Origin of the sequence: Elstera cyanobacteriorum (genome assembly GCF_002251735.1) — a bacterium.
Taxonomy (GTDB): Bacteria; Pseudomonadota; Alphaproteobacteria; order Elsterales; family Elsteraceae; genus Elstera; species Elstera cyanobacteriorum.
Map to the genome: position 1 here is coordinate 89,984 of NZ_NOXS01000027.1, position 21,027 is coordinate 111,010.

At 58.6% G+C, this 21,027-nt stretch carries 19 protein-coding genes; 9 read left to right on the forward strand and 10 right to left on the reverse strand.

Features of this window, described 5'->3' with window-relative positions; all coding sequences use genetic code 11:
- Positions 1 to 389: 389 nt before the first annotated feature.
- Complete coding sequence (locus CHR90_RS04455; RefSeq protein ID WP_094407778.1) at positions 390 to 1,985, forward strand: isocitrate lyase; 1,596 nt, start codon at positions 390 to 392, stop codon at positions 1,983 to 1,985.
- Between the two features lie 95 nt (positions 1,986 to 2,080).
- Here the strand turns inward: CHR90_RS04455 and CHR90_RS04460 are convergent, their stop codons facing one another.
- On the reverse strand, positions 2,081 to 2,479 hold the full coding sequence (locus CHR90_RS04460) for a metallopeptidase family protein (RefSeq protein WP_094407779.1): 399 nt from the start codon (positions 2,477 to 2,479) through the stop codon (positions 2,081 to 2,083).
- Between the two features lie 167 nt (positions 2,480 to 2,646).
- Here CHR90_RS04460 and CHR90_RS04465 point away from each other — a divergent pair, with 167 nt between their 5' ends.
- Positions 2,647 to 4,278 carry an electron transfer flavoprotein-ubiquinone oxidoreductase gene (locus CHR90_RS04465; RefSeq protein WP_094407780.1) on the forward strand — a complete coding sequence of 544 codons (1,632 nt, stop codon included), beginning with the start codon at positions 2,647 to 2,649 and terminating at the stop codon, positions 4,276 to 4,278.
- A gap of 43 nt (positions 4,279 to 4,321) precedes the next feature.
- Here CHR90_RS04465 and CHR90_RS04470 read toward each other — a convergent pair whose 3' ends face one another.
- The 4 genes from CHR90_RS04470 to CHR90_RS04485 all read right to left on the reverse strand — a co-directional run bounded on the left by CHR90_RS04470 (position 4,322) and on the right by CHR90_RS04485 (position 9,738).
- A complete protein-coding gene (locus CHR90_RS04470; RefSeq protein WP_141210868.1) occupies positions 4,322 to 5,542 on the reverse strand; it encodes a hypothetical protein in 1,221 nt (406 codons plus the stop codon).
- 723 nt (positions 5,543 to 6,265) lie between these two features.
- A complete protein-coding gene (locus CHR90_RS04475; protein WP_141210869.1) occupies positions 6,266 to 8,386 on the reverse strand; it encodes a DUF6311 domain-containing protein in 2,121 nt (706 codons plus the stop codon).
- 22 nt (positions 8,387 to 8,408) lie between these two features.
- Entirely contained in the window at positions 8,409 to 8,801 is a 393-nt protein-coding gene (locus CHR90_RS04480) for a GtrA family protein (RefSeq protein WP_094407783.1), read from the reverse strand.
- Entirely contained in the window at positions 8,785 to 9,738 is a 954-nt protein-coding gene (locus tag CHR90_RS04485) for a glycosyltransferase family 2 protein (RefSeq protein WP_229671597.1), read from the reverse strand. Before CHR90_RS04485 ends, CHR90_RS04480 begins: the two co-directional genes overlap by 17 nt.
- A gap of 194 nt (positions 9,739 to 9,932) precedes the next feature.
- On the opposite strand from CHR90_RS04485, the gene CHR90_RS04490 reads away from it, so the two are divergent.
- From CHR90_RS04490 to CHR90_RS04505, 4 genes are read left to right on the forward strand one after another with little or no spacing between them, the layout of a single operon-like run.
- Complete coding sequence (locus CHR90_RS04490) at positions 9,933 to 10,784, forward strand: decaprenyl-phosphate phosphoribosyltransferase (protein ID WP_094407785.1); 852 nt, start codon at positions 9,933 to 9,935, stop codon at positions 10,782 to 10,784.
- Positions 10,774 to 11,778, forward strand: coding sequence for a lysylphosphatidylglycerol synthase transmembrane domain-containing protein (locus CHR90_RS04495; RefSeq protein ID WP_094407786.1), 1,005 nt, complete (start codon positions 10,774 to 10,776; stop codon positions 11,776 to 11,778). Before CHR90_RS04490 ends, CHR90_RS04495 begins: the two co-directional genes overlap by 11 nt.
- A complete protein-coding gene (locus CHR90_RS04500; protein ID WP_094407787.1) occupies positions 11,775 to 13,103 on the forward strand; it encodes an FAD-binding oxidoreductase in 1,329 nt (442 codons plus the stop codon). Before CHR90_RS04495 ends, CHR90_RS04500 begins: the two co-directional genes overlap by 4 nt.
- A 7-nt stretch (positions 13,104 to 13,110) precedes the next feature.
- Positions 13,111 to 13,878: an SDR family NAD(P)-dependent oxidoreductase gene (locus CHR90_RS04505; RefSeq protein ID WP_212668611.1), complete on the forward strand. Its 768-nt coding sequence runs from the start codon at positions 13,111 to 13,113 to the stop codon at positions 13,876 to 13,878.
- Here CHR90_RS04505 and CHR90_RS04510 read toward each other — a convergent pair.
- Positions 13,859 to 14,260, reverse strand: a complete 402-nt coding sequence (locus CHR90_RS04510; protein WP_094407788.1) for a group III truncated hemoglobin — start codon at positions 14,258 to 14,260, stop codon at positions 13,859 to 13,861. The two genes, CHR90_RS04505 and CHR90_RS04510, sit on opposite strands and share 20 nt — an antisense overlap.
- A gap of 106 nt (positions 14,261 to 14,366) precedes the next feature.
- Here CHR90_RS04510 and CHR90_RS04515 point away from each other — a divergent pair, with 106 nt between their 5' ends.
- From CHR90_RS04515 to CHR90_RS04520, 3 genes are all read left to right on the forward strand, one after another.
- Positions 14,367 to 14,819 carry an RrF2 family transcriptional regulator gene (locus CHR90_RS04515; RefSeq protein ID WP_094407789.1) on the forward strand — a complete coding sequence of 151 codons (453 nt, stop codon included), beginning with the start codon at positions 14,367 to 14,369 and terminating at the stop codon, positions 14,817 to 14,819.
- A 212-nt stretch (positions 14,820 to 15,031) separates the two neighbouring features.
- Positions 15,032 to 15,496 carry a globin family protein gene (locus tag CHR90_RS19125; protein WP_141210870.1) on the forward strand — a complete coding sequence of 155 codons (465 nt, stop codon included), beginning with the start codon at positions 15,032 to 15,034 and terminating at the stop codon, positions 15,494 to 15,496.
- 207 nt (positions 15,497 to 15,703) lie between these two features.
- Positions 15,704 to 16,942 carry an NO-inducible flavohemoprotein gene (locus tag CHR90_RS04520; protein ID WP_170941288.1) on the forward strand — a complete coding sequence of 413 codons (1,239 nt, stop codon included), beginning with the start codon at positions 15,704 to 15,706 and terminating at the stop codon, positions 16,940 to 16,942.
- A 96-nt stretch (positions 16,943 to 17,038) separates the two neighbouring features.
- Here the strand turns inward: CHR90_RS04520 and rho are convergent, their stop codons facing one another.
- The 4 genes from rho to hemE form a co-directional block, all read right to left on the reverse strand.
- Complete coding sequence (gene rho / locus CHR90_RS04525) at positions 17,039 to 18,295, reverse strand: transcription termination factor Rho (RefSeq protein WP_094407791.1); 1,257 nt, start codon at positions 18,293 to 18,295, stop codon at positions 17,039 to 17,041.
- A 146-nt stretch (positions 18,296 to 18,441) separates the two neighbouring features.
- Positions 18,442 to 18,891, reverse strand: coding sequence for a protoporphyrinogen oxidase HemJ (hemJ, locus tag CHR90_RS04530; RefSeq protein WP_094407792.1), 450 nt, complete (start codon positions 18,889 to 18,891; stop codon positions 18,442 to 18,444).
- 9 nt (positions 18,892 to 18,900) lie between these two features.
- Positions 18,901 to 19,932: a ferrochelatase gene (hemH, locus tag CHR90_RS04535; protein WP_094407793.1), complete on the reverse strand. Its 1,032-nt coding sequence runs from the start codon at positions 19,930 to 19,932 to the stop codon at positions 18,901 to 18,903.
- A 48-nt stretch (positions 19,933 to 19,980) separates the two neighbouring features.
- Entirely contained in the window at positions 19,981 to 20,991 is a 1,011-nt protein-coding gene (gene hemE / locus CHR90_RS04540; protein WP_094407794.1) for a uroporphyrinogen decarboxylase, read from the reverse strand.
- Between the last annotated feature and the right edge of the window lie 36 nt (positions 20,992 to 21,027).

Consider the following 21,027-nt stretch of genomic DNA (forward strand, 5'->3'; position numbering starts at 1 on the left):
CCGGTAAACGATGAAAATATAAAGAAAATATAAATGTATTCAGTCCCTGGTAATGATTCGTTATCGAAAGACTGCGGCGGTTCTGGAGCGGCCAGGCCGCCCTCCGATGACCCATGCGGGCATACTTAGGTGGTCTCTAAATCCTCGATCAGCACGCAAATCCCCAATACGCGGCGCGCCTCCTCTTGCGGAATACAATGGGTGCGCGTGCGGTGAGGGCTGCCCGGAGCGGTTTCGGGCATCAAGTAAAGTTTCCTTTTTCAGAAAATTCATTACAGTCTCACAACATTGCTTTGTAACTATTAATACAAATTACGATTCTCTCTCGCTTTCGCACCGCAGCATCTGTAGCCTTCAGGTATCAGATGCCCCTTACTGCGGAGTGAGCCATGTCCTACCGGTCGATCGTCGAAGAAGCCCAAAAGACAATCCAGCCGAATACATCCTGGAACGGTATCGAAGCCGAAGCTGTGGCGCGGATGCGCCTGCAAAATCGCTTCCGCACCGGTCTCGATATTGCGCGTTACACGGCCCGCATCATGCGCCAGGACATGGAAGCCTATGACCGCGACCCCAGCCAATACACCCAGTCCTTGGGCTGTTGGCACGGGTTCATCGGTCAGCAGAAGCTGATCTCCATCAAAAAGCATTTCGGCACCACCGATAAGCGCTACCTCTATCTCTCCGGCTGGATGATCGCCGCGCTGCGCTCGGATTTCGGCCCGCTGCCCGACCAATCGATGCACGAAAAGACCAGCGTTCCGGCACTGATCGAAGAACTCTATACCTTCCTGCGTCAGGCCGATGCCCGCGAACTCGGTATGCTGTTCCGCGACATCGATAAGGCGCGCGAAGCGGGGGACGAGCTGCGCGAACGCAAGCTGCTACAGCAGGTCGATAGCTACCAGACCCACGTCGTGCCGATCATCGCCGATATCGATGCCGGGTTCGGCAATGCCGAAGCCACCTATCTGCTGGCGAAGAAGATGATCGAAGCCGGGGCCTGCGCCCTGCAGATCGAAAACCAAGTGTCGGACGAAAAGCAGTGCGGCCATCAGGACGGCAAAGTCACCGTTCCGCACGAAGATTTCGTCGCGAAGATCCGCGCCATCCGCTACGCCTTCCTGGAGCTTGGCGTTGACGACGGCATCATCGTGGCACGCACCGACTCGCTGGGCGCGGGCCTGACCAAGCAGATCGCCTTCAGCCACACGCCGGGCGACATTGGCGATCAGTATAACTCTTTCCTCGATTGCGAAGAAATCCAGCCGGGCACCCATCTGAACGGCGATGTCGTGCTGATGCGCGACGGTAAGCTGATGCGCCCGAAGCGTCTGCCGTCCAACCTGTTCCAGTTCCGCCCGAATACCGGCGCCGACCGCTGCGTGCTGGACTGCGTTAACGCCCTGCAACATGGCGCCGACCTGCTGTGGATCGAAACCGAAAAGCCGCATATCGAGCAGATCGCCAGCATGGTGGACCGTATCCGTGAGGTCATCCCGAACGCGAAGCTGGTCTACAACAACTCGCCGTCGTTCAACTGGACGCTGAACTTCCGCCAGCAGGTCTATGATGCCTGGCAGGCTGCCGGTAAGGATGTGTCGGCCTACGACCGCGCCAAGCTGATGAGCGTCGATTACGACACCACCGCGCTGGGGATCGAAGCCGACGAACGTATCCGCACCTTCCAGCGCGATGCCGCCGCCCGGGCCGGGATCTTCCATCACCTGATCACCCTGCCGACCTACCATACGGCAGCGCTGTCCACCGATAATCTCGCCAAGGAATATTTCGGCGAACAGGCGATGCTGGGCTATGTCGCCAACGTCCAGCGCCAGGAAATCCGCCAGGGTATTGCCTGCGTGAAGCATCAGAACATGGCCGGGTCGGACATGGGCGATGATCACAAGGAATATTTCGCCCGCGAAGCGGCCCTAAAGGCGGGCGGTGCCCATAACACGATGAACCAGTTCGCGGCGGTGTAAAGCGATCCGGGGCGCGTTCGACGAGCGCGCCCTAACGCTCAACCCCTCAAGGCGTTCACGGGTGGCCTCGGCCTTCTGTGGGCGCTTTTTGGGTTTTAGTCGCTGTCCCCGTCACCCTCGATCCGGTCCATATCCTCGTCGGAAAAGCCGAAATGGTGGCCGATTTCATGGATCAACACGTGGCGAACGATATCGTCCAGCGCCTCGCCGGTTTCGCACCAATAGTCGAGGATTGGGCGGCGATAGAGGAACACCCGGTCGGGTTCCGCCCGCACCAACCCGACGCTTTGGAACGGCATGGCGACGCCTTGATAGAGGCCAAGGAGGTCGAAGGGGCTTTCCAGCTCCATTTCCTCAACGATCTCATCGTCGGGCAAATCTTCGATCTTCAGTACCAGATCACGGGTGTACTGGCGCAGCTCATTGGGGATCTCGTGCAGGGCCGTTTCGGCCAGGCGGGCGATGTCGTCGAGACTGGGGGCGATCAGAATCATAGGGCCTATTTAAGCATGCGGCCCCGCTATTACCACAGGGGTCTTGCCAGCCGGGCCAAGCTGCCGCACTTTGCCGACTACGGGCAGAACCGGAAAAGCGGCAGGCTCGACAAACAAGAGTGCTTCCCTTAACGTAAAGGGAAGGGTTCAGCCAGGGGGATCGGGGAATGACCAGGGACGTAATGCCCTATGATGTGGTGATCGTTGGCGGCGGGCCTGCGGGCTTGGCCACGGCCATCCGGTTGAAGCAGCGCGCGGCAGAAGCAGGCGAGGAGCTTGCGGTCTGCGTTGTCGAAAAAGGGTCGGAAATCGGGGCGCATATCCTGTCGGGCGCCGTCTTCGAACCGCGCGCCCTGAACGAGTTGATCCCCGATTGGAAAGAAAAGGGCGCACCGCTGAATACCCCGGCGGTGGAGGACAACTTCCTGTTCCTGACGGAAAAAGGCTCCTTCAAGCTGCCCACCCCGCCGCAGATGCATAATCACGGCAATTACATCATCTCGCTCGGCAACCTCTGCCGGTGGCTGGGCCAGCAGGCCGAAGAACTGGGGGTGGAAATCTACCCGGGCTTCGCCGCCGCCGAAGTGCTCTACGACGACGACGGCGCCGTAAAAGGCATTGCCACCGGCGATATGGGCATTGGCCGCGATGGGGAGCAGACGGCCAATTATCAGCCGGGCGTGGAACTGCACGCGCGCCAGACGATCTTCGCCGAAGGCTGCCGGGGATCCCTCAGCAAAGGGCTGATGGAGAAATTTTCGCTTCGCGACGGCGTCGATCCGCAAACCTACGGCATCGGTATTAAGGAACTTTGGGAAATCGATCCGGCCAAGCATAAAGCCGGTAAGATCATCCATACCATCGGCTGGCCGGTGAAGAGCGATACCTACGGCGGCTCGTTCCTCTATCACCTTGAGAACAATCAAATCGTCGTCGGTTACGTCATTGGGCTGGATTACACCAACCCGCACCTGTCGCCGTTCGAAGAGTTTCAGCGCTTTAAGCAACACCCGGCCGTGCGGCCTTTCTTTGAAGGCGGGCGGCGCATCGCCTATGGCGCGCGCGCCATCAACGAAGGCGGCTGGCAGTCGCTGCCGAAGCTGACCTTCCCGGGCGGCTGCCTGATCGGCTGCGCGGCGGGTTTTCTGAATGTGCCGAAGATCAAGGGCAGCCATCTCGCCATGAAATCGGGCATGCTGGCGGCGGATGCGGTGTTCGATCACCTCACGTCCGGCGCGGACAGCAAGGAAGCCACGGCCTATTCGGCGGCGATTGAAAACTCCTGGGTGGCGGAAGAACTAAAGGCGGTGCGCAACATCCGCCCGTCCTTCCACTATGGCCTGTGGGCAGGCCTCGCTTATTCGGCCATCGACACCTATCTGTTCAGAGGCAAGGCGCCCTGGACCTTCCGCAACCACGCGGACCACGACAAGCTTAAAAAAGCCAGCGAGGCGCCGCGCATCGAGTATCCGAAGCCCGATGGTAAGATCAGCTTCGACCGGCTGTCCTCCGTCTTCCTCTCGGCCACCAACCATGAGGAAGATCAGCCGATTCACCTGCAGTTGAAAGACCCAAGCAAGGCGATTGCCGTCAATTGGTCGCTCTATGAATCGCCGGAAACGCGCTATTGCCCGGCAGGCGTCTATGAAGTGTTAGACGATCCCACGACCGGCAAGCGCTTACAGATCAACGCGCAAAACTGCGTTCACTGCAAAACCTGCGACATCAAAGACCCGACGCAGAATATCAACTGGGTGGTGCCGCAGGGCGGCGGCGGGCCGAACTATCCGAACATGTAAGGGCGTGGGTCAGGCGCCGTTTAGTGCCTGGCCCCAACCGCGATCACTGCCAGCTTAACCGGCAAAAATCGACCGATACCTCCGGCCTAAACCAGGGCAGAAAACCGCCCTCGGGGGCCTCGATACGCACGGCGGTCACCCGATCTTCTGCTCGGAACGTCCCAGCCAGGAACGCCGCATCGGCCTCCGGGATGGCAAGCATCGGCGATAGGAAAAACCCAACCGACCCGGCTTCCTGAAGAAAACGGAAGGACGCGGTGTAGCCTGACGCCAGTGTGACACTCATCCCAATCTTGGGGGGAACCAACCCCAGGCCCGCTAGATGGCCGAACCCCGTTGACTGGACTCTGACCCGCGCCCAGAGGGCCTGATCGGCAGCCGTCTCCGGCACGGCGATGTCGGCATTGAGTTTTGTCTCGTGCGACGCGCAGCTTTCGTTCTCCGACCGGGGAACCGCACGGCGGGTTAGCAGCATCCAATCGCCTTGCCGGTCGGCCAGATCATAATAGCGCCGAAATGCACGGCGACTGAGCGGGTCTTCGAGCGCCGGATAGCGGCCATCGATGGCGAAGGGGCGATACAGGATCGACGCGGCCGCCCGATCACTCGCCAAAAACGCTGCGTTTCGCTCCGTCATCAGGCGCGACGTGGCGAAATAAGCCTGAAACGCCGGACGCGGGGCCATCGGTAGCCCCAGGGCATAGGCCGTTCCCAGATCAATCGGAAAGGCATCGACCGGCCCCGTCAGCGTTTTAAACGGCATATCGGCGCGCATGGCGGCCAGATGATCGGTAAACTCCCGCTGTAACCGGGCCTGTACCCCATCGCGATACGCGCTATCGACGAAAAAGCGAACGTTGGTCACCATATCCTGCGCTATCCGCCCAAACGCCGTCCCGTCCGGCCAGATCGGCACCAGGGACTGACTCGCAAAAAAGGTGGCACCGATGCTGACGCCCGCGAGCGCGGCCCGATGGCCCCACCCGAAAAAGCGACTTTCCGTCGTCCACAATTGCGCTGCCGCCAAAAAGGCAAGGCTGAGCGCCGCCGCATCGATCAAGGGGCCGTTGCGGATGAAGCTGGCCTTATAGGCGATCATCAAGGCCCCCAGGAGGAGAACGCCGAGATACCAGCCCTGCCGCCGCGCCAGCGGCACGCTGGACAGCACCAGCGCCGCCCCAATCCCCCAGGCGATCTGGTACGATAGGGGGGCGGGCAGCCCCATATCGGCCTGATAGGCCCGGGTAATATCCAGATAAGACAAGAGAAATGGAACCCAATGTTCGGGCGCCTGTCCCGTCGCAATCAGCAGACCAATATTTAAACACGGGAATGCAATAAGATAATAAGGTCGGTAATCACGCCGATGAATATTGTAAAGCGTGATAATCAAAACAACAGGGATAGAGAGTAAAAGGGCAGATGATTTGGCCATTGAGGCGATGGCCATAAGCGCGAGCATGATAAACGAAACCGATCGAGCCTTGCGGTCGCCCGGTTGCCGGTGGATCTCATTATAGATAAACCCAAAAACGGGAAGAAAACGCTCAACATCCCGAACCATATTCAAAAATAGAATCAATATTGAAAAACATAATAACCGTTTGAAGGTCGAAATTTTAAAAGAGATCAATAACCCAAAAATCAGAAAAATATCGATTATCAATTTTAAAACGATTTTACTCATATAATTATCAGGAAAATATATCAGGGAATATAGATATCCAAGCGGACCAAAGTTAAAAATCACATCCGACCCATACTGAAAGTTCTTCCAATAAAAATAACTCATCATAAAATTCCAAGACGCATCTAAACTTTTTATATCAGTAAAAAGATCGACCTCCGTGATATAAAAAGATAACAACACCCCCAAAGCAGTAAAAATTATCAATTTACCTGCGTTCATTAACCATTCTCCGCCAAGAAAATTCATTCCTGACTGTGCTCATAAGGTTAAACTCAAGCCTCTTCTCCGGTCCTTCTTTTAGGGCGATAGAGGCTCGATATTCAGACCGACGAGACCGATCCCCAGTGTGCGGGGATCCGGTCCGTGTCCCAGTTGCGCGGGCGAGGTTGGCGTTGGAACGACGATCGTCAGCACCTGGGACGGCGTAGCGCTTTCCATTTCCAGGGTAACATCCGTCGTCGCGTCCGACAGACGGAACGGATAGGTCCGATCCCCGAACTGAAGTTGAAACTCCTGTTCTTTATTTGGCCCGAAAGCATGCGCCGTCAGGCGCAAGCGGACCCGCCCCGGCAAAAGATCGCGGAAGACGAGCACCGCCCTCTTCCCGCGCGACCAAACGCCCCAGGGTTCTGGCGTATACCACCCCATGGCAAGGAACGGGGCGCTGGCCGGGTCACCAAGCCGAATATCCTGATGAAGCGGCGCGGGCAAGAAAAGGGTTTCCGGCTTCAGAGGCTCAATCGGCGTACAGGTGGCGCACGCCCGCCAGCCAGGGGCCAGAACAACAAACCCATCAATCCGCGCCAGAAGGTCGGTTTCACTGCGGATCGTCGCCAAAGCCGCACTCAAACTCGCTTCATCGAGAAGATAAAGGGTATCCGGGTCATAGCGCCCCGTCGCCAGCGCCTCGCTCGCCCGGTCACGCGCTGCTTCGAGCTTTTTCTGATCGAGCCGGGCGAAATAAACAATGTCGGTTTCCATCCGGCTGCGCAAAGCATACCCCGCCCCAATGACCCAGTCCCCCATCCCATTTTCGGGGGCGCCACGGCGGATCTGCGGGTGATTTTCCGGCATGATAACGCGCAGCTTGTGGTAACGCTTGGCCGCCTCCGCCCAAAAGCCAGAGGTTAGCGGAAGGTTCCATGCCGCTGATGGGGTACGATCAAGGTGACCGCTACGGAAAGTCCAACCGGGGGTAATGTCCCAGATCTGTAGTATTAGGGCCAAGGCTATGATCCCACGCCCACCCCAGCCGCGCCAGCGCTGCGCGACGAAAATAATCAGTGTCAGAAAAATAGCGTAATAAACTGGCCAGAAAAATCGCCCGGAAGATTGAAAAAAGTTTGCTATTCGCTTCAAAACATCGGCAAGAGGAATAGTATATGTTACAGTCCCAATGCCAATCTTGTTTGATAGGGCAAACAAAACCAGCGCAAATACCATTAACGTCATTGCTGGATGGGCAGCGATGACTGCAGGCAATCCGCGTAGCGCCCTAGCACCCCGGGGAATCGCTAGAACCGCAAGGGCCAATCCCCCCAATCCCAAGTATGAAAAACCTTCGTAATCGCCATCGGCTCCAGCGATATCCGGCAGAACACGCGACCAACCGTTGGCGTCGATCAGCGACAGAAGGTTCATCCGGTAAAAGCCAAAGCCCCCCGCCATAACCCCTGAACCGCCGGAAAAATACCCGGCCTGCCACGCCACTGACATAATCAACGCCAGCCCGGCAACGGCCTCTGTCACGGTGCGTTTCCAACCTAAACGATAGACGATCACGCCATCGCCGAGGCTCGCGACCCACAGACCGCCGGTTATCGCCAGCAAATAGGGATGAACCAACGCCGTCACGCCCAGCAGCAAAAGCCAATAGCCAGGGCGGCGAGCGGTGCGACCACTGATATAAAGATAGAGTGCGGCAAGAATGACGAAATGGGAGAATAGGCTGGTATGGCCATGCAAGCGCCACAGCATTGGCGGGGCAGTTACGAAAAACCCCGTTGCCAGCACACAGACCCAACGATCTTCAACAAAGTACCGCAGAATTTTCCAAGAAAAGAACGTCTGAAGCATAAAACATATTAAAATCCAAAGGCCGAAATACTGGAATGTTTCCGGTAGCCACTGCGAAAATATTTTAAAGAACAAAGCAAAAATCGGAAGAGAGTCCGTGAAAATGATCGAGCTACGGAGTTCCAATCCCCAACCCGTGTTAAGACCAATTGGGAAGCTCCAAGGCGCATTCCGAAAAAACGCCCAGCCGGCATAATGCTGTGATGAATCCCAAACAAAAAGCCAAGACGTATTATCAAATAGCAGTATAGATCCTCCTGTTATTATATAAAATGCAGAAATTCCTATTAAAAATAGAAAAATATACTCTGACTTGAACAAAGACGAATTTTCAATTTTCATAATCATATCCTAAAGACTGGCTCTACGCCGAGGGGCGCCGTGTGTAAACCCACAAGCGACTCACGGCGAACGACAGCACCGGCACCACAAGAACCATCCCCGGCAGAGAAGCCGCCCAGGGCAAACCATAGGCGGCGACCAAGCGCACATTGAGGGCGTTCAGACCAAAGCCCAGCAGAGACATACCAATGAAGCGCCCCGCCATCCGCCAATCGGGGGCAACCCGAAACGTCAGCCGGGCGTTGCCGAAATAAGACACCGGCAAAGCACAGAAGAAGGCAACGAGGTTCGCCAGATCAACGGCTAGACCCAGGCTCGCTGTTGCAGAAAAAACCGCAGCATGCACAAGCGTCGCCAGGATACCGATCAGGCCGAAGCTGCCAACCTGACGAAAAAGCTCAGTCCTGCGCAGCATTGTCTTGATCGTTCCGATAGATCGAGCGGATCAAATAGATCGGCCGTCGCTTCACTTCGGTAAAAACCTGCGACAAATATTCCCCGATCACACCGAGACCGATTAGCACAATACCATTGGTGAACAGCATGACGGTCATCAAGGAGGCATAACCGGGCACGCTGCGATCCCCAAGGACGAGAACCTTAAAGATGATAAAGCCGCCGTAGACCAGCGCCCCCAAGGCAACGATCATCCCAATCAAGCTCCAAACCCGCAGGGGCAGCGAGCTGAAAGAGATGATGCCATCCATCGCAAAGCGCAGCAGCTTGCGATACTTCCATTTCGTTGTACCCGCGTGCCGTTCAGGTCGTTCGTACTGGATAGCGACCGTTCGGAAGCCAACCCAGGAGAAGATTCCCTTATTAAACCGGCTGCGTTCCGGCATGGCGCGGATCGCTTCGATCACCCGCCGGTCCATCAAGCGGAAATCCCCGGCGTTGGCCGGAATAGTGATTTCCCCCAGCAAGTTGATAACCCGGTAAAAAGCCCCTGCTGTTTTGCGCTTGAACCAGGAATCGCTGGCGCGCAGGGACCGCACGGCCAACACGACTTCCGCCCCGCGCCGCCAATGGTCAATCATTTGCGGGATCAACTCCGGCGGATCCTGCAAATCAGCATCCATCGGGATCACCGCTTGCCCGACCGCTTCGAAAATCCCGGCGGTTAGCGCGGCTTCCTTCCCGAAATTGCGGCTAAGCTCGACGATGGCGATTTCGGGGTGCTGTGCTTGCAGCGCCTGCAGGCGGTTAACGGTTTCGTCGGTGCTGCCGTCATCGACGCACACAACTTCGAAACTGACCGCGGTAGCCCGCAAGATCGGCATAAGAATTTCAAACAGCCGATCTACCCCATCGGCCTCATTCATCATCGGAATGACGATGGATAGATCTGTCACCGTACCATTCCCCTTTACATCGCCCCTCGGGAGTAAGGGGGCTGTATAACAAAGCGATTTTGGCAAGCCAACCCTATCGTCAGCCGGATACCGCTGTTTAAACCCTACAAAGAGTTCACTGGACTGTATCCCCGCACGCCCGTTAGAGAAGCGCAAGCCTGCTGTCTGCTGCGCCCGAAAGGCCCGATGCCCGAATGATCCTGCTTGAAACCCTAAAGCTGCTGCGCCCGCATCAGTGGGTGAAAAACGCCTTCATCCTGGCGCCGCTATTCTTCACCCCCGCCGCCATGACGGTTGGGAATGTCGAAAAAGTATGGCTTGGCGTGCTGTGTTTCAGCGCGCTCGCCTCCGCCATCTATATCCTCAACGATACGATGGATCGGGCGTCGGACCGGCAGCATCCAACCAAATGCAAGCGCCCGCTGGCTGCCAGAACCGTGCCGCTGCCACTGGCGCTGGTTGTGATGACGGTACTGGCCACCGGCGGCTTGATCCTGGCCTATGCCCTAACGCCGGGGTTTCTGATCCTCAGCCTGATCTATCTCGGCGTGAACCTGGGCTATTCCCTGGGTCTTAAGAAAATTTCGATCCTCGATGTCATGCTGGTCTCGCTCGGCTATGTGTTGCGCGTTTTCGGCGGGGCGGAGCTGATTGGCGTGCGCGCATCGGAATGGATCATCGTCTGCACCGGCCTTGTGTCGCTGTTCATCGCCCTGGCCAAGCGCCGCGACGATATTGTGAAAGACCTGGGCAAGGATCACCGCAAGGCGCTGGCAGGCTATAATCTGCCCTTCCTCGATACAGCCATTGCCATGATGCTGGCCGGGCTGCTGGTATCCTACCTGCTCTACACGGTCGAAGCCGGTATCCATAACCTCTACCTTACCACCCCCTTCGTCATCATGGGGGTGCTGCGCTACCTGCAAATCGCGCTGGTCGAGCATCGTTCCGGGTCGCCGACGACCATCGTGCTGACCGATAAATTCCTGATCGGTAATGTTCTTGCGTGGATCGCTACCTTCGGAGCGCTGATCTATGGCCGCTAAACCGCAGGGGCTGAACCGGGGCAAGCTGCGCCGTCTGGAATGGATCGTCGTCGGCACAATCCTGGCCTTCGGCGCTGGGATCGTCGGCATTGGCGCCTATGTTGGTTTCGATAAGGTCTGGGGCGCCGTGCAGCGGGTTCCCGCCAGCATTATCTTTGCGCTGCTCGGCCTATCGGTCTTCAACTATGCCCTGCGCGCGCTGCGCTGGCATTGGTTTTCAAAAGGCCTGGGGCTAAAGATCGGCTTTGGCTTCAATGCTGCGGTTTTCATTGGTGGCTTCGCACTGACCACCACCCCCGGCAAAGCGGGGGAAGCCTTGCGCCTGTGGGTGCTGGAGCGCGCTAAGGGCGTTCCCTACGAACGGGCAACGCCGCTGTTCCTGGGCGACCGGCTGTCGGACATGGTGGCGATCATGCTGCTCTGCGTCGCCTGCCTGGGCGCCTTCAGCGGCTATGCGAATGTCACCCTGGGGATCGCCGCCGGGTTGATCGTGCTGATGCTGCCGTTTCTGCGCCCGAAAACCCTGCTGTGGGTTACCAATGCCCTCTATCGGCTGTTTGGCGGGCGGGCGCCGCGGCTGTTTGCCAAAATCCGCGCGGCGCTGCGTGAAACGGCGAAACTTTTTACCTTCCGTCAGTTCGGCGTCGGCTTGGTCCTCGCGCTCGTCGGTTGGGCGGCGGAAGCCTGGTCGTTTCAACTGTTGTTGACCGCCGTTGGCGGGCCGGACGTCAGCTTCCAGCAGGCGGGCTTCGTCTTCACCTTCGCGCTGATTGCCGGAACCATTTCGATGCTGCCCGGCGGTTTGGGCGGGGCCGAAGCCGTGATGCTGCTGCTGCTTACCTCCCTCGGGTTCGCCAGCGATTCGGCCTTGGCGGCGACGGCGATCATTCGGTTGACGACGCTCTGGTTCTCCACCGCTTTGGGCTTTATCGTGCTGCCCTTCCTGCTCGCCGCATTGCGCGGGCGCGGAACGGACGCTTCGGGAGACGCATGATGCGCAGCAAGACCATCCCGCTGGCGGGCTGGGGCCGGTTCCCCACCGCCAAAGCCCCCGCCTTCCGACCGGAACGGGTGAGCGAAGCCGCCGCCTGCTTGAAAGCCGATGGCACTCTGTTGGCGCGCGGGGCGGGGCGGTCCTACGGCGATCAGGCGATCAACAGCAGCGGGTCGGTTGTCCTCACCGGGCGCCTCGACCGGCTGCTGGCGCTGACGACCGGCGATACGCCGCTGTTGGAAGTGGAAGCCGGGGTCAGTCTTGGCACCCTGCAACGCCTCCTGCTCCCGCGCGGCTTTATGCTGCCGGTCACACCCGGCACCGGCTTTGCCACCGTTGGCGGCGCCATCGCCAACGACGTTCACGGTAAAAACCATGATGCCGATGGCAGTTTCGGCCAGCATGTCGCTTGGATTGATCTATTGCGCGCCGATGGGCAGGTGCAGCGCCTAACGCCCGACGCCACCCCGACCGAGTTCTGGGCGACGGTTGGCGGGATCGGCCTGACCGGGATCATTCTGGCCGCCGGGCTGCGGCTGCTGCCGGTGCCTGGGAATGCGGTGTTTTTGAAGGAGGAGCGGATGCCCGATCTCGCCGCCTTCCTCAACGGCCTCCGCACGGCCCGCAGCAGCGCCCGCTTTTCGGTCGGCTGGATTGATGCGCTGGCGAGCGGTGACCGCATCGGTCGCGGGATTCTGGAAACCGCCGATCTATCGCTCGAAAGCCTGCCGCTGCGCACGGATAAGACGAAGCGCATTCCGCTGAACCTGCCGAAAGCCTGCCTGTCGCGCCCAGCGGTCAGCCTGTTCAACTGGGGGTATTATCACCGGATTCCCCGGCGCGGGCGCAGCGGCCTCACGTCGATACCCAAGTTCCTCTATCCGCTAGACGCCGTCCACGATTGGAACCGGCTGTATGGTAAGCCCGGTTTCAGCCAGTTCCAGGCGGTCATTCCCGATGCCGCTGCCGAAAGCGGTTTGCGGGCGCTCTTATCCGCCGCCAATAAGGGGGCCACGGCCTCCTTCCTCGCTGTGCTGAAGACCTTGGGCGCCGAGGGTCAGGGGCTTCTGTCTTTCCCGCAGCCCGGCTTCACCCTGGCGCTCGATCTGCCGCGCCGGGCCGAGACGGAAGCGCTGCTGGCGCGGCTTGAAGCGATTACCCTCGATCACGGTGGGCGCATCTATCTGGCCAAAGACAGTGCCCTATCGGCGGAGGGGTTTGCCCGCATGTACCCGCGCCTCGATGCTTTCCGCGCCGCCGTTACGGCGCTCGACCCCGAGGGTCGTTTTTCCTCCGACCAGGCCCGGCGCCTGGGGATTCGCTGAGGTGCCTATGAGTAAGCCGCTGCCCTCGATGACCGACCGAACCTGGTTGATTCTCGGCGCCTCCTCCCCCATCGCACGGGCGTTCGCCCGATTGGTTGCGGGCCAGGGGGCGCGGCTGATCCTGGCAGGCCGCGACCGCGACGATCTTGCCCGCAGCGCCGCCGATCTGCGCTTGCGCGGGGCGAGCGCTGCCATCGTCGAGATTTTCGATGCCGAGGATATGGCCAGTCTGGATGCGCTGGCCGACCGCGTGAAACAGCAAACCAGCCCCGGCGGCCTCGACATCTTCCTCGCCTTCGGTCTGATGCCCGATCAAAAGGCGATGGAAGCCGACCCGGCCCTCGCCACCCGTTGCCTGACGGCGACCTTCACCGGCGCCGCCCGCCTCTTGCTAGCCCTCGCGCTGCACCTCGAAGCCGGGCGCGCGGGGCGGGTTATCGTCCTCGGGTCGGTCGCCGGCGACCGGGGGCGGTTTAGCAATTATGTGTATGGGTCGGCGAAAGCTGGTCTTGCAGCTTTTTGTTCCGGCCTGCGTGCCCGGCTGTTCCGCCAGGGCGTTACGCTGACCTTTGCCAAGCCCGGCTTTCTTGATACGGCAATGACCTGGGGCCTGCCGGGCATTTTTTATGCCGAAAGCCCCGAACGCGCCGCCGCAACCCTGCTGTACGCCAGCTTGAAGGGCAAAGAGGAGCTGTATGTCCCCGGCTTTTGGGCCTTGATCATGCTGATCATCCGGTCGGTGCCGGAGAAGATTTTCAAGAAACTGTCGATCTAGCCGCAATCACTTTCGCCGGATCATAGTAAAGCCCCAGCCGGAAGGCGCGGGCCATGCGCTGCGCCTTTTCCATGATCACGGCCGACGGGGCCAGTTCGAAGGTTTCCGCGAGTTGATCGGCGAAGAGGCTTAACCAGCGGTCGAACAGGGCTTCTGGGAAGGGCGGCAGTGCCCGGTGTGCCCCCATCGGATTCCCCAGATAGGCGCCGGTCCCGAGCAAGACCCCCGACCAGAAGGCGACCATCTTCGGTAAATGCTGCTCCCATTTGCCATCGAGGGCGCGATTGAACACCGGGCCTAGCGCCGCATCGGCCCGCACCTTATCGTAAAACCCGTAGACCATCGCCTCTATGCTGGTTTCGGTAATCTGCGATGCCCGCATTTTCTGTCTTTCGCTCTAGTCTCATTGGCCAAGAAAACCTATATCTCATAGACAGATTACGGCTCCGCCTTTTCCGGCGGCAAGGCCAGCAACGGACGAAGCTGCCATGCGATTGACGCGCTATACCGACTACGGCCTGCGGACATTGATTTACCTCGGCCTTAAGGGCGAGGGGCTGGCCACGGTGCCCGAGATCGCTAAATGCTATGACATCTCCGAACACCACCTCACCAAGATCGTCGGCGAACTGGCGCGCCTGGGACATATCCGTACCCAGCGCGGGCGCAACGGAGGCTTTGTCCTGGCGCGCGACCCGGCGGAGATTAACCTCGGCAAGCTCGTCCGCGCGCTCGAAGACAATTTTGATATGGTGGAGTGCTTCCAGGCGGAGGGGAATACCTGCCCGCTAACCCCCTGCTGTGCGCTAACGGGTATTCTGCGGGAGGCGATGGAGGCCTTTCTTAGTGTGCTCGACCGCTACACTTTAGTTGATGTCTTGGTGCCCAGTGCGCCGATGAGCAAAATCCTAGGCCTGTTCGCGGGTGTTTCGCGTATCTAAGTGATTTTCCTGAATCACCTTATGTAGCTTACATACATTTTAACCTATCGAATTTTGACCGATGGTCCGGTGGTGAGCACCTACCAAACCGGTTGCGAGGGCCTCGTGAAACTACTGGAGAAACGAAAAGCAATAAATTAAATATTGCTTATATTTTTAGCGACTTATAATATGTACTAAATTTACATCTTTTCCAGCCAACCGAGACACTCATGCTCAGTAGCCAGACAAACGCGATTATAACGGCGACAATGCCCATCTTGCACGCCCACGGCGCCTACATCCTCATACGTATGCACGAAATTATTAGTCCTGACACCAGCCTTCGCGAATTATATGGCATGAACCATCGTAAAATTACTATAGATCATTATGATCTTGCCAATACCATTATTAACCATGCAAAAAATCTGCTTATCTATGCAAGTCCGAATATTGAAATTAAGCATGCCAGATTACGGATTTCGCCAGATCGTCCTGAAGCGCTAGCAAATGCACTTACCCAGGCTCTTCATGACATTCTAGGAAAAACCGCCACGCCAGAGATTATCCGAGCCTGGACTGAGGCTATCGGCCCCAATGGGTTAGCTGTACGGCGCCGCTGTCGGTTTTGGAAACTATGGGAACTTTTCCGCCAAAGTGAGCCGAACGCCTTCCACACGGTTCATAACAGATAACCGGCAAACCAACGACAGCGCTGCGGGAGTCAGAGGTTCGACCGGCCAAGCCCACCGAAAGGTGTTGCACTGCCCGCCATCCAACCGGCCTAGTGCCATAAACAGGCATCGTCGAGATGATATAAAGCGACATTTTCAATATTGCTTATATTTCGTGATGCAAATAACCTGTATCTAATATCCCTATTTTAGCCGACCGAGATGCCCATGCTCAGCAGCCAATCTATCGCGACTGTTAAGGCCACGGCCCCCGCTCTGCGCCCTCACGGGCTAAACCTCGTCGTGCGCACCTATGAGCTTTTGCTCCGCGACCCCAACATTCGCATGTTGTTCGATCCGGCCCGGCAAGTGAACGGCGATCAGCAGCATATATTTGCCGAAACTGTGATTGCTTACGTCAATGCGATGGATAGGCTAGATACCCTTAAAGCCACGGTAAAACATTTAACTATTCAGCAGGCTTTACTAGATGCCCAGCCCCAACACTATGATGCAATCGCTATCGCCTTAATCCAGGCCATACATGAATTGTTTGGGAAAGACGCAGTGCGAGAGATTACTAGCGCATGGACCGAAGCCCTTGACGTTCTGCATCAAGAGAGCCCAGGTGGCACAGAAGAACTCTATCACGCTAGCGAGCCCACCCCCGCCGGTTGGCGCGGCTATCGCCCGTTCCGGCTACAACGGATTATCCCCGAAAGCAGCCAGATCAATAGTTTCTACCTCGCCCCGGTCGATGGGCAACCACTGCCCGCCTTCAAAGCCGGGCAATATCTAACCCTGCGTCTGACCGTGCCGGACTATGGGCCGCTGCTGCGTCATTATTCGATTTCCTCCGCCGCGACGGAGCAGGCCTATTACCGGATCTCCGTCAAGCGCGAAGACGCGCCCGACACGAGCATTCCCACAGGCCTTGGCAGCGGTTACCTGCACCGTCAAGCGATGCCGGGCATACTGTTCGATGTGGCGCCGCCGGCGGGTGTCTTCACCCTGCCGGAAGGATCGCAGCCGCTGGTGCTCATCGCCGGGGGCATCGGCATTACGCCGCTGCTGTCGATGCTGGAAACGCTGGTGACGAGCCAACCGAACCGGCCCGTGCGCTTTATCCATGCGGTGCGCAATTACGCCCATCATGCTTTTAGCAGCGAAGTTCGCGCCGCGATCCGCAAGCTCGGTCACGCCAGCGCCGATTTCTTTTACGAGGAAGTCGGCGGCGATGCGGTTCCTGGGGTGAATTATACCCAGGTCGGGCGGCCCGATCCGGCCTGGGTGGTGCGGACCAATCCGAACCCGGAGGCGCTTTATCTCGTCTGCGGGCCCCGCAATTTCATGCGCTATATGATCCAGGGGCTACGCCTCCAGGGCGTGCCTGCCGACCGGATCCTTTACGAATTCTTTGGCGCCACCGATGAAGACCTGCTGACGGCAGAACCCATCGCCGCATAACGATAACAAGGAAATGGCCCCAGATTGGGGCCATTTCCCTAGTGTTGGGTTAAGCAAATTCACCGTTGGGGGTGGCACACCCCCTCAGGATTTGCTCTAGGTGTTCATCGCTTCGAAGAAATCGCCATTGGTCTTCGATTGCTTTAATTTTTCGGTCAGGAATTCCATCCCGTCCATCGTGCCCATCTGCATCAGTACGCGGCGCAGCACCCACATTTTGTTGAGCGTGCCCTTTTCGACCAGCATTTCTTCCTTACGGGTACCCGACTTCGTAACATCGATCGCCGGGAAGGTCCGCTTGTCGGAAAGCTTGCGTTCCAGCACGATTTCCGAGTTACCGGTACCCTTGAACTCTTCGAAGATCACTTCGTCCATGCGGCTGCCGGTATCGATCAGCGCGGTCCCGATGATGGTCAGCGAGCCGCCCTCCTCGATATTGCGCGCTGCGCCGAAGAAGCGCTTCGGACGTTGCAGCGCATTGGCATCGACACCGCCGGTCAGCACCTTACCGGAGGACGGCACAACCGTATTGTAAGCCCGGGCGAGGCGGGTGATCGAGTCGAGCAAGATCACCACGTCACGCTTATGCTCGACCAGGCGCTTCGCCTTCTCCAGCACCATTTCCGTCACTTGAACGTGGCGGGTTGCCGGTTCGTCGAAGGTGGAGCTAATGACTTCGCCCTTCACCGAGCGCGCCATATCGGTCACTTCTTCCGGGCGTTCGTCGATCAGCAGAACGATCAGATAGACTTCCGGGTGGTTCTTCGCGATGGCGTGGGCGATGTTCTGCAACATCACCGTTTTACCGGTGCGCGGCGGCGCCACGATCAGCGCACGCTGGCCTTTACCGAGCGGGGCCACCAGATCGATGACGCGGGTGGTCAGATCCTTGCGCGTCGGATCTTCGATTTCGAGCTTCAGGCGCTCGTCCGGGTAGAGCGGCGTCAGATTGTCGAAATTGATGCGATGGCGAACTTTTTCCGGCGCATCGAAGTTAATCGTATTGACCTTCAGCAGCGAGAAATACCGCTCGCCATGCTGCGGAGCACGAATTTCGCCTTCCGCCGTATCGCCCGTGCGCAGACCAAAGCGGCGCACTTGGCTGGGGGAGACGTAAATATCGTCCGGGCCAGGTAGGTAGTTGGCTTCCGGCGAGCGCAGAAAACCGAACCCGTCCGGCATGACTTCCAGAACGCCGCTGCCGAAAATGGCAACATCGTTTCCGGCAAGCTGTTTCAGAATGGCGAACATAATATCCTGCTTACGCAGGGTGCTCGCGTTTTCGATTTGTAATTCTTCGGCGAAGGCCAGCAGTTCCGCCGGCGTCTTACGCTTTAATTCTTCAAGATGCATTAGGTATCCATTGTCGGCCCGGGGCGAATGCGGCGGTCATAGCCTGACGCCTATCGCAAAAACCCAAACGGGACGGGAGCATAGGAAAACGCACAGAGGACCCGGCGTCCCGTCTTCGATACCTCAAGCCGCGCCCGTCTGTCAAATTAGAACGGGCGAACCACCACCATAATCACGATCAGGATCATCAAAACGGTCGGCACTTCATTCATCTGCCGATAGAATTTGGCGCTATGGGTATTGCGATCTTCGGCAAACGCCCGCCGCCAGCGCGACAAGGCACCGTGGAAGGCCCCCATCAGCAGCACGAAGGTCAGTTTCGCGTGCAGCCAGCCCTGCGACCAATCGACGATGCCCGGCGTTGCCAGCAGCAGACCGCCGAAAATGAAGGTCGCAATCATCGCCGGATTGATGATGAAGCGCAGCAGCTTGTATTCCATCACCTTGAAGGTTTCGGACTGCACCGATCCCACCGCCGCGCCGCAATGATAAACATAAAGCCGGGGCAGATAGAACATGCCCGCCATCCAGGCGATGACGCTGATGATGTGCAGCGCTTTGGTCCAGGGATAGACCTTAACCAAAAGATCGAGCATAGGGTTCCTCTAGGCGCGGGCCGGGCATTGGCCGAAAGCGGCGGGGCACAGCCGCCCGCCCCCAGCACAGGACAGGCCGCCTTGCCGGTCTTTTAGCGCAATCGCGCGGGCAAGACCATCAATGAACGCTGGATGGGTTGCCACCACCGGCACACGGAAATAGGCGGGAACACCGCTTTCGTCGGCCAGGTGCTTATACTCGATATCAAGCTCGACCAGGGTTTCCGAATGGTCGGAGACGAAAGCAATGGGGCAGACAATGAGGGGAACTTTGTCTTGACCCGCCCGGCGAATCTCGTCGTCGGTCGCGGGGCCGATCCATTCGAGTGGGCCGACGCGGCTTTGATAGCTGACCAGCCAATCGAGTTGCGGAATTCCCAGCGCCTCGACAACAGCGGCGGCGCTTTTTTCGACCTGAAACTGATAGGGATCGCCGCTGCGAATTACTTTTTTCGGGAGCCCATGCGCCGAGAACAGAACGCGCGGTGTGCCATGCGCGAGCGCGCCCGCATAAGTCTCGCGAACAAGAGCGGCCGCAGCGCTGATGAACCCCGGTTCTTCCGGCCAGCAACAGAGGGTGGAGACGGGCGCGGTCAGCCCCGCAGCCTCGGCGGCTTTCTGCCATTCTTTCAGCGAAGACCCGCTCGTTGTTTTCGAATATTGCGGGTAGAGCGGCACCAAAACCACGCGGTCGGGCTTCCAGGCGGCAACCTCGCGCGCCACATCGTCGGCGCGCGGATGCCAATAGCGCATAGCGATAAAGCAGCGGGTTTCCTCGCCCGGTTGCGTCAAAGCCATTTCCAGGGCGCGGGCCTGGGCCTGCGTATTTGGCAGCAACGGCGAGCCGCCCCCAAGGTTCGCGTAGATTTCCTGCGCAATCGGGGCGCGCCGCCGGGAAATCAGTCGAGCGATCAGATAGCGGATCGGTCCAGGCGCGCCGATGATCGCCGGATCGTTGAAGAGGTTGAAAAGGAACGGTTCAACCGCTTCCGGTTTATCGGGGCCGCCAAGATTGAACAGGATGATCGCGCGCTTACTCATGGCAGCGACTATAGGGCGCGGCGGCTTAAAATCCAGGGGACTCTGCGCCTAAATCCGGCGCAGGAAGTCGCAGAGGGCCGCCACATGCTCCGGCGGGGTCTGTGGAACGATGCCGTGGCCGAGGTTGAAGATGAACGGGCCGCGCCCAAGATGGCCGCAAATATGCTCCGCCGCCGCCAGCATGCTCTTGCCGCCCGCGACGAGAGCCAGCGGATCGAGGTTCCCCTGAACGCAGGCCAGCGGCTGCAACACTTCCGCCGCCCAATCGGGGGGGACTTGGGTGTCAATGGCGATGCAGGTCGGTTGAACGATCTCGGTAAAGCGCTTGTAGAGCGCACCGCTGCCGCGCGGAAAAGCGATAATCGGCGTCTCGGGGTGGCGTGCCCGAAGGGCCGCGACGATTTGCCGATTGGGTTCGATCACCCAGCGCTCGTAATCCAGCGGCGCGAGTGCCCCAGCCCACGAATCGAACAGTTGCACCGCATCGGCGCCCGCGTCGATTTGGGCGGAGAGATAGTCTACCGTCGCTGTCACGATCCCGTTCAGCAAGGCTTCGAAAGCTTTCGGTTGGCTGTAGAAGAAGCTCTTCGTTTTGCCAAAGTCACGACTAGACCCGCCTTCAACCATATAGGTCGCAACGGTCCAGGGGCTTCCGGCGAAGCCAAGGAAGGTCGTTTCACTGGGTAGCGCCGCCTTTACCCGCCGCACGGTCTCGATGACCGGCGCATAGACAACGGCGGCCCCGGTGAAGTCCAGGCTTTCTGGCAGCGGCCCTAAGACCGGCCCTTCCCCTTCGGCGAACTTTAGGCTCTGCCCCAGCGCCATTGGGACGATCAGAATGTCTGAAAACAGGATGGCGCCATCCATCCCATAGCGCCGGATGGGCTGCAGGGTGATCTCTGCCGCGCGGTCCGGGTTCAGGCACATGGCCAGGAACCCGCCCGCTTCCTGCCGCAGGGCACGGTATTCCGGCAGATAACGCCCAGCTTGGCGCATGAACCAGAAGGGTGGGCGGGCGGTGGTCTGACCCTTGAGGGCCGCGAGGAGATGTTTGCTCATGCCCACTCTCTAAAGGGAGTCTTAGGTTATGAAAAG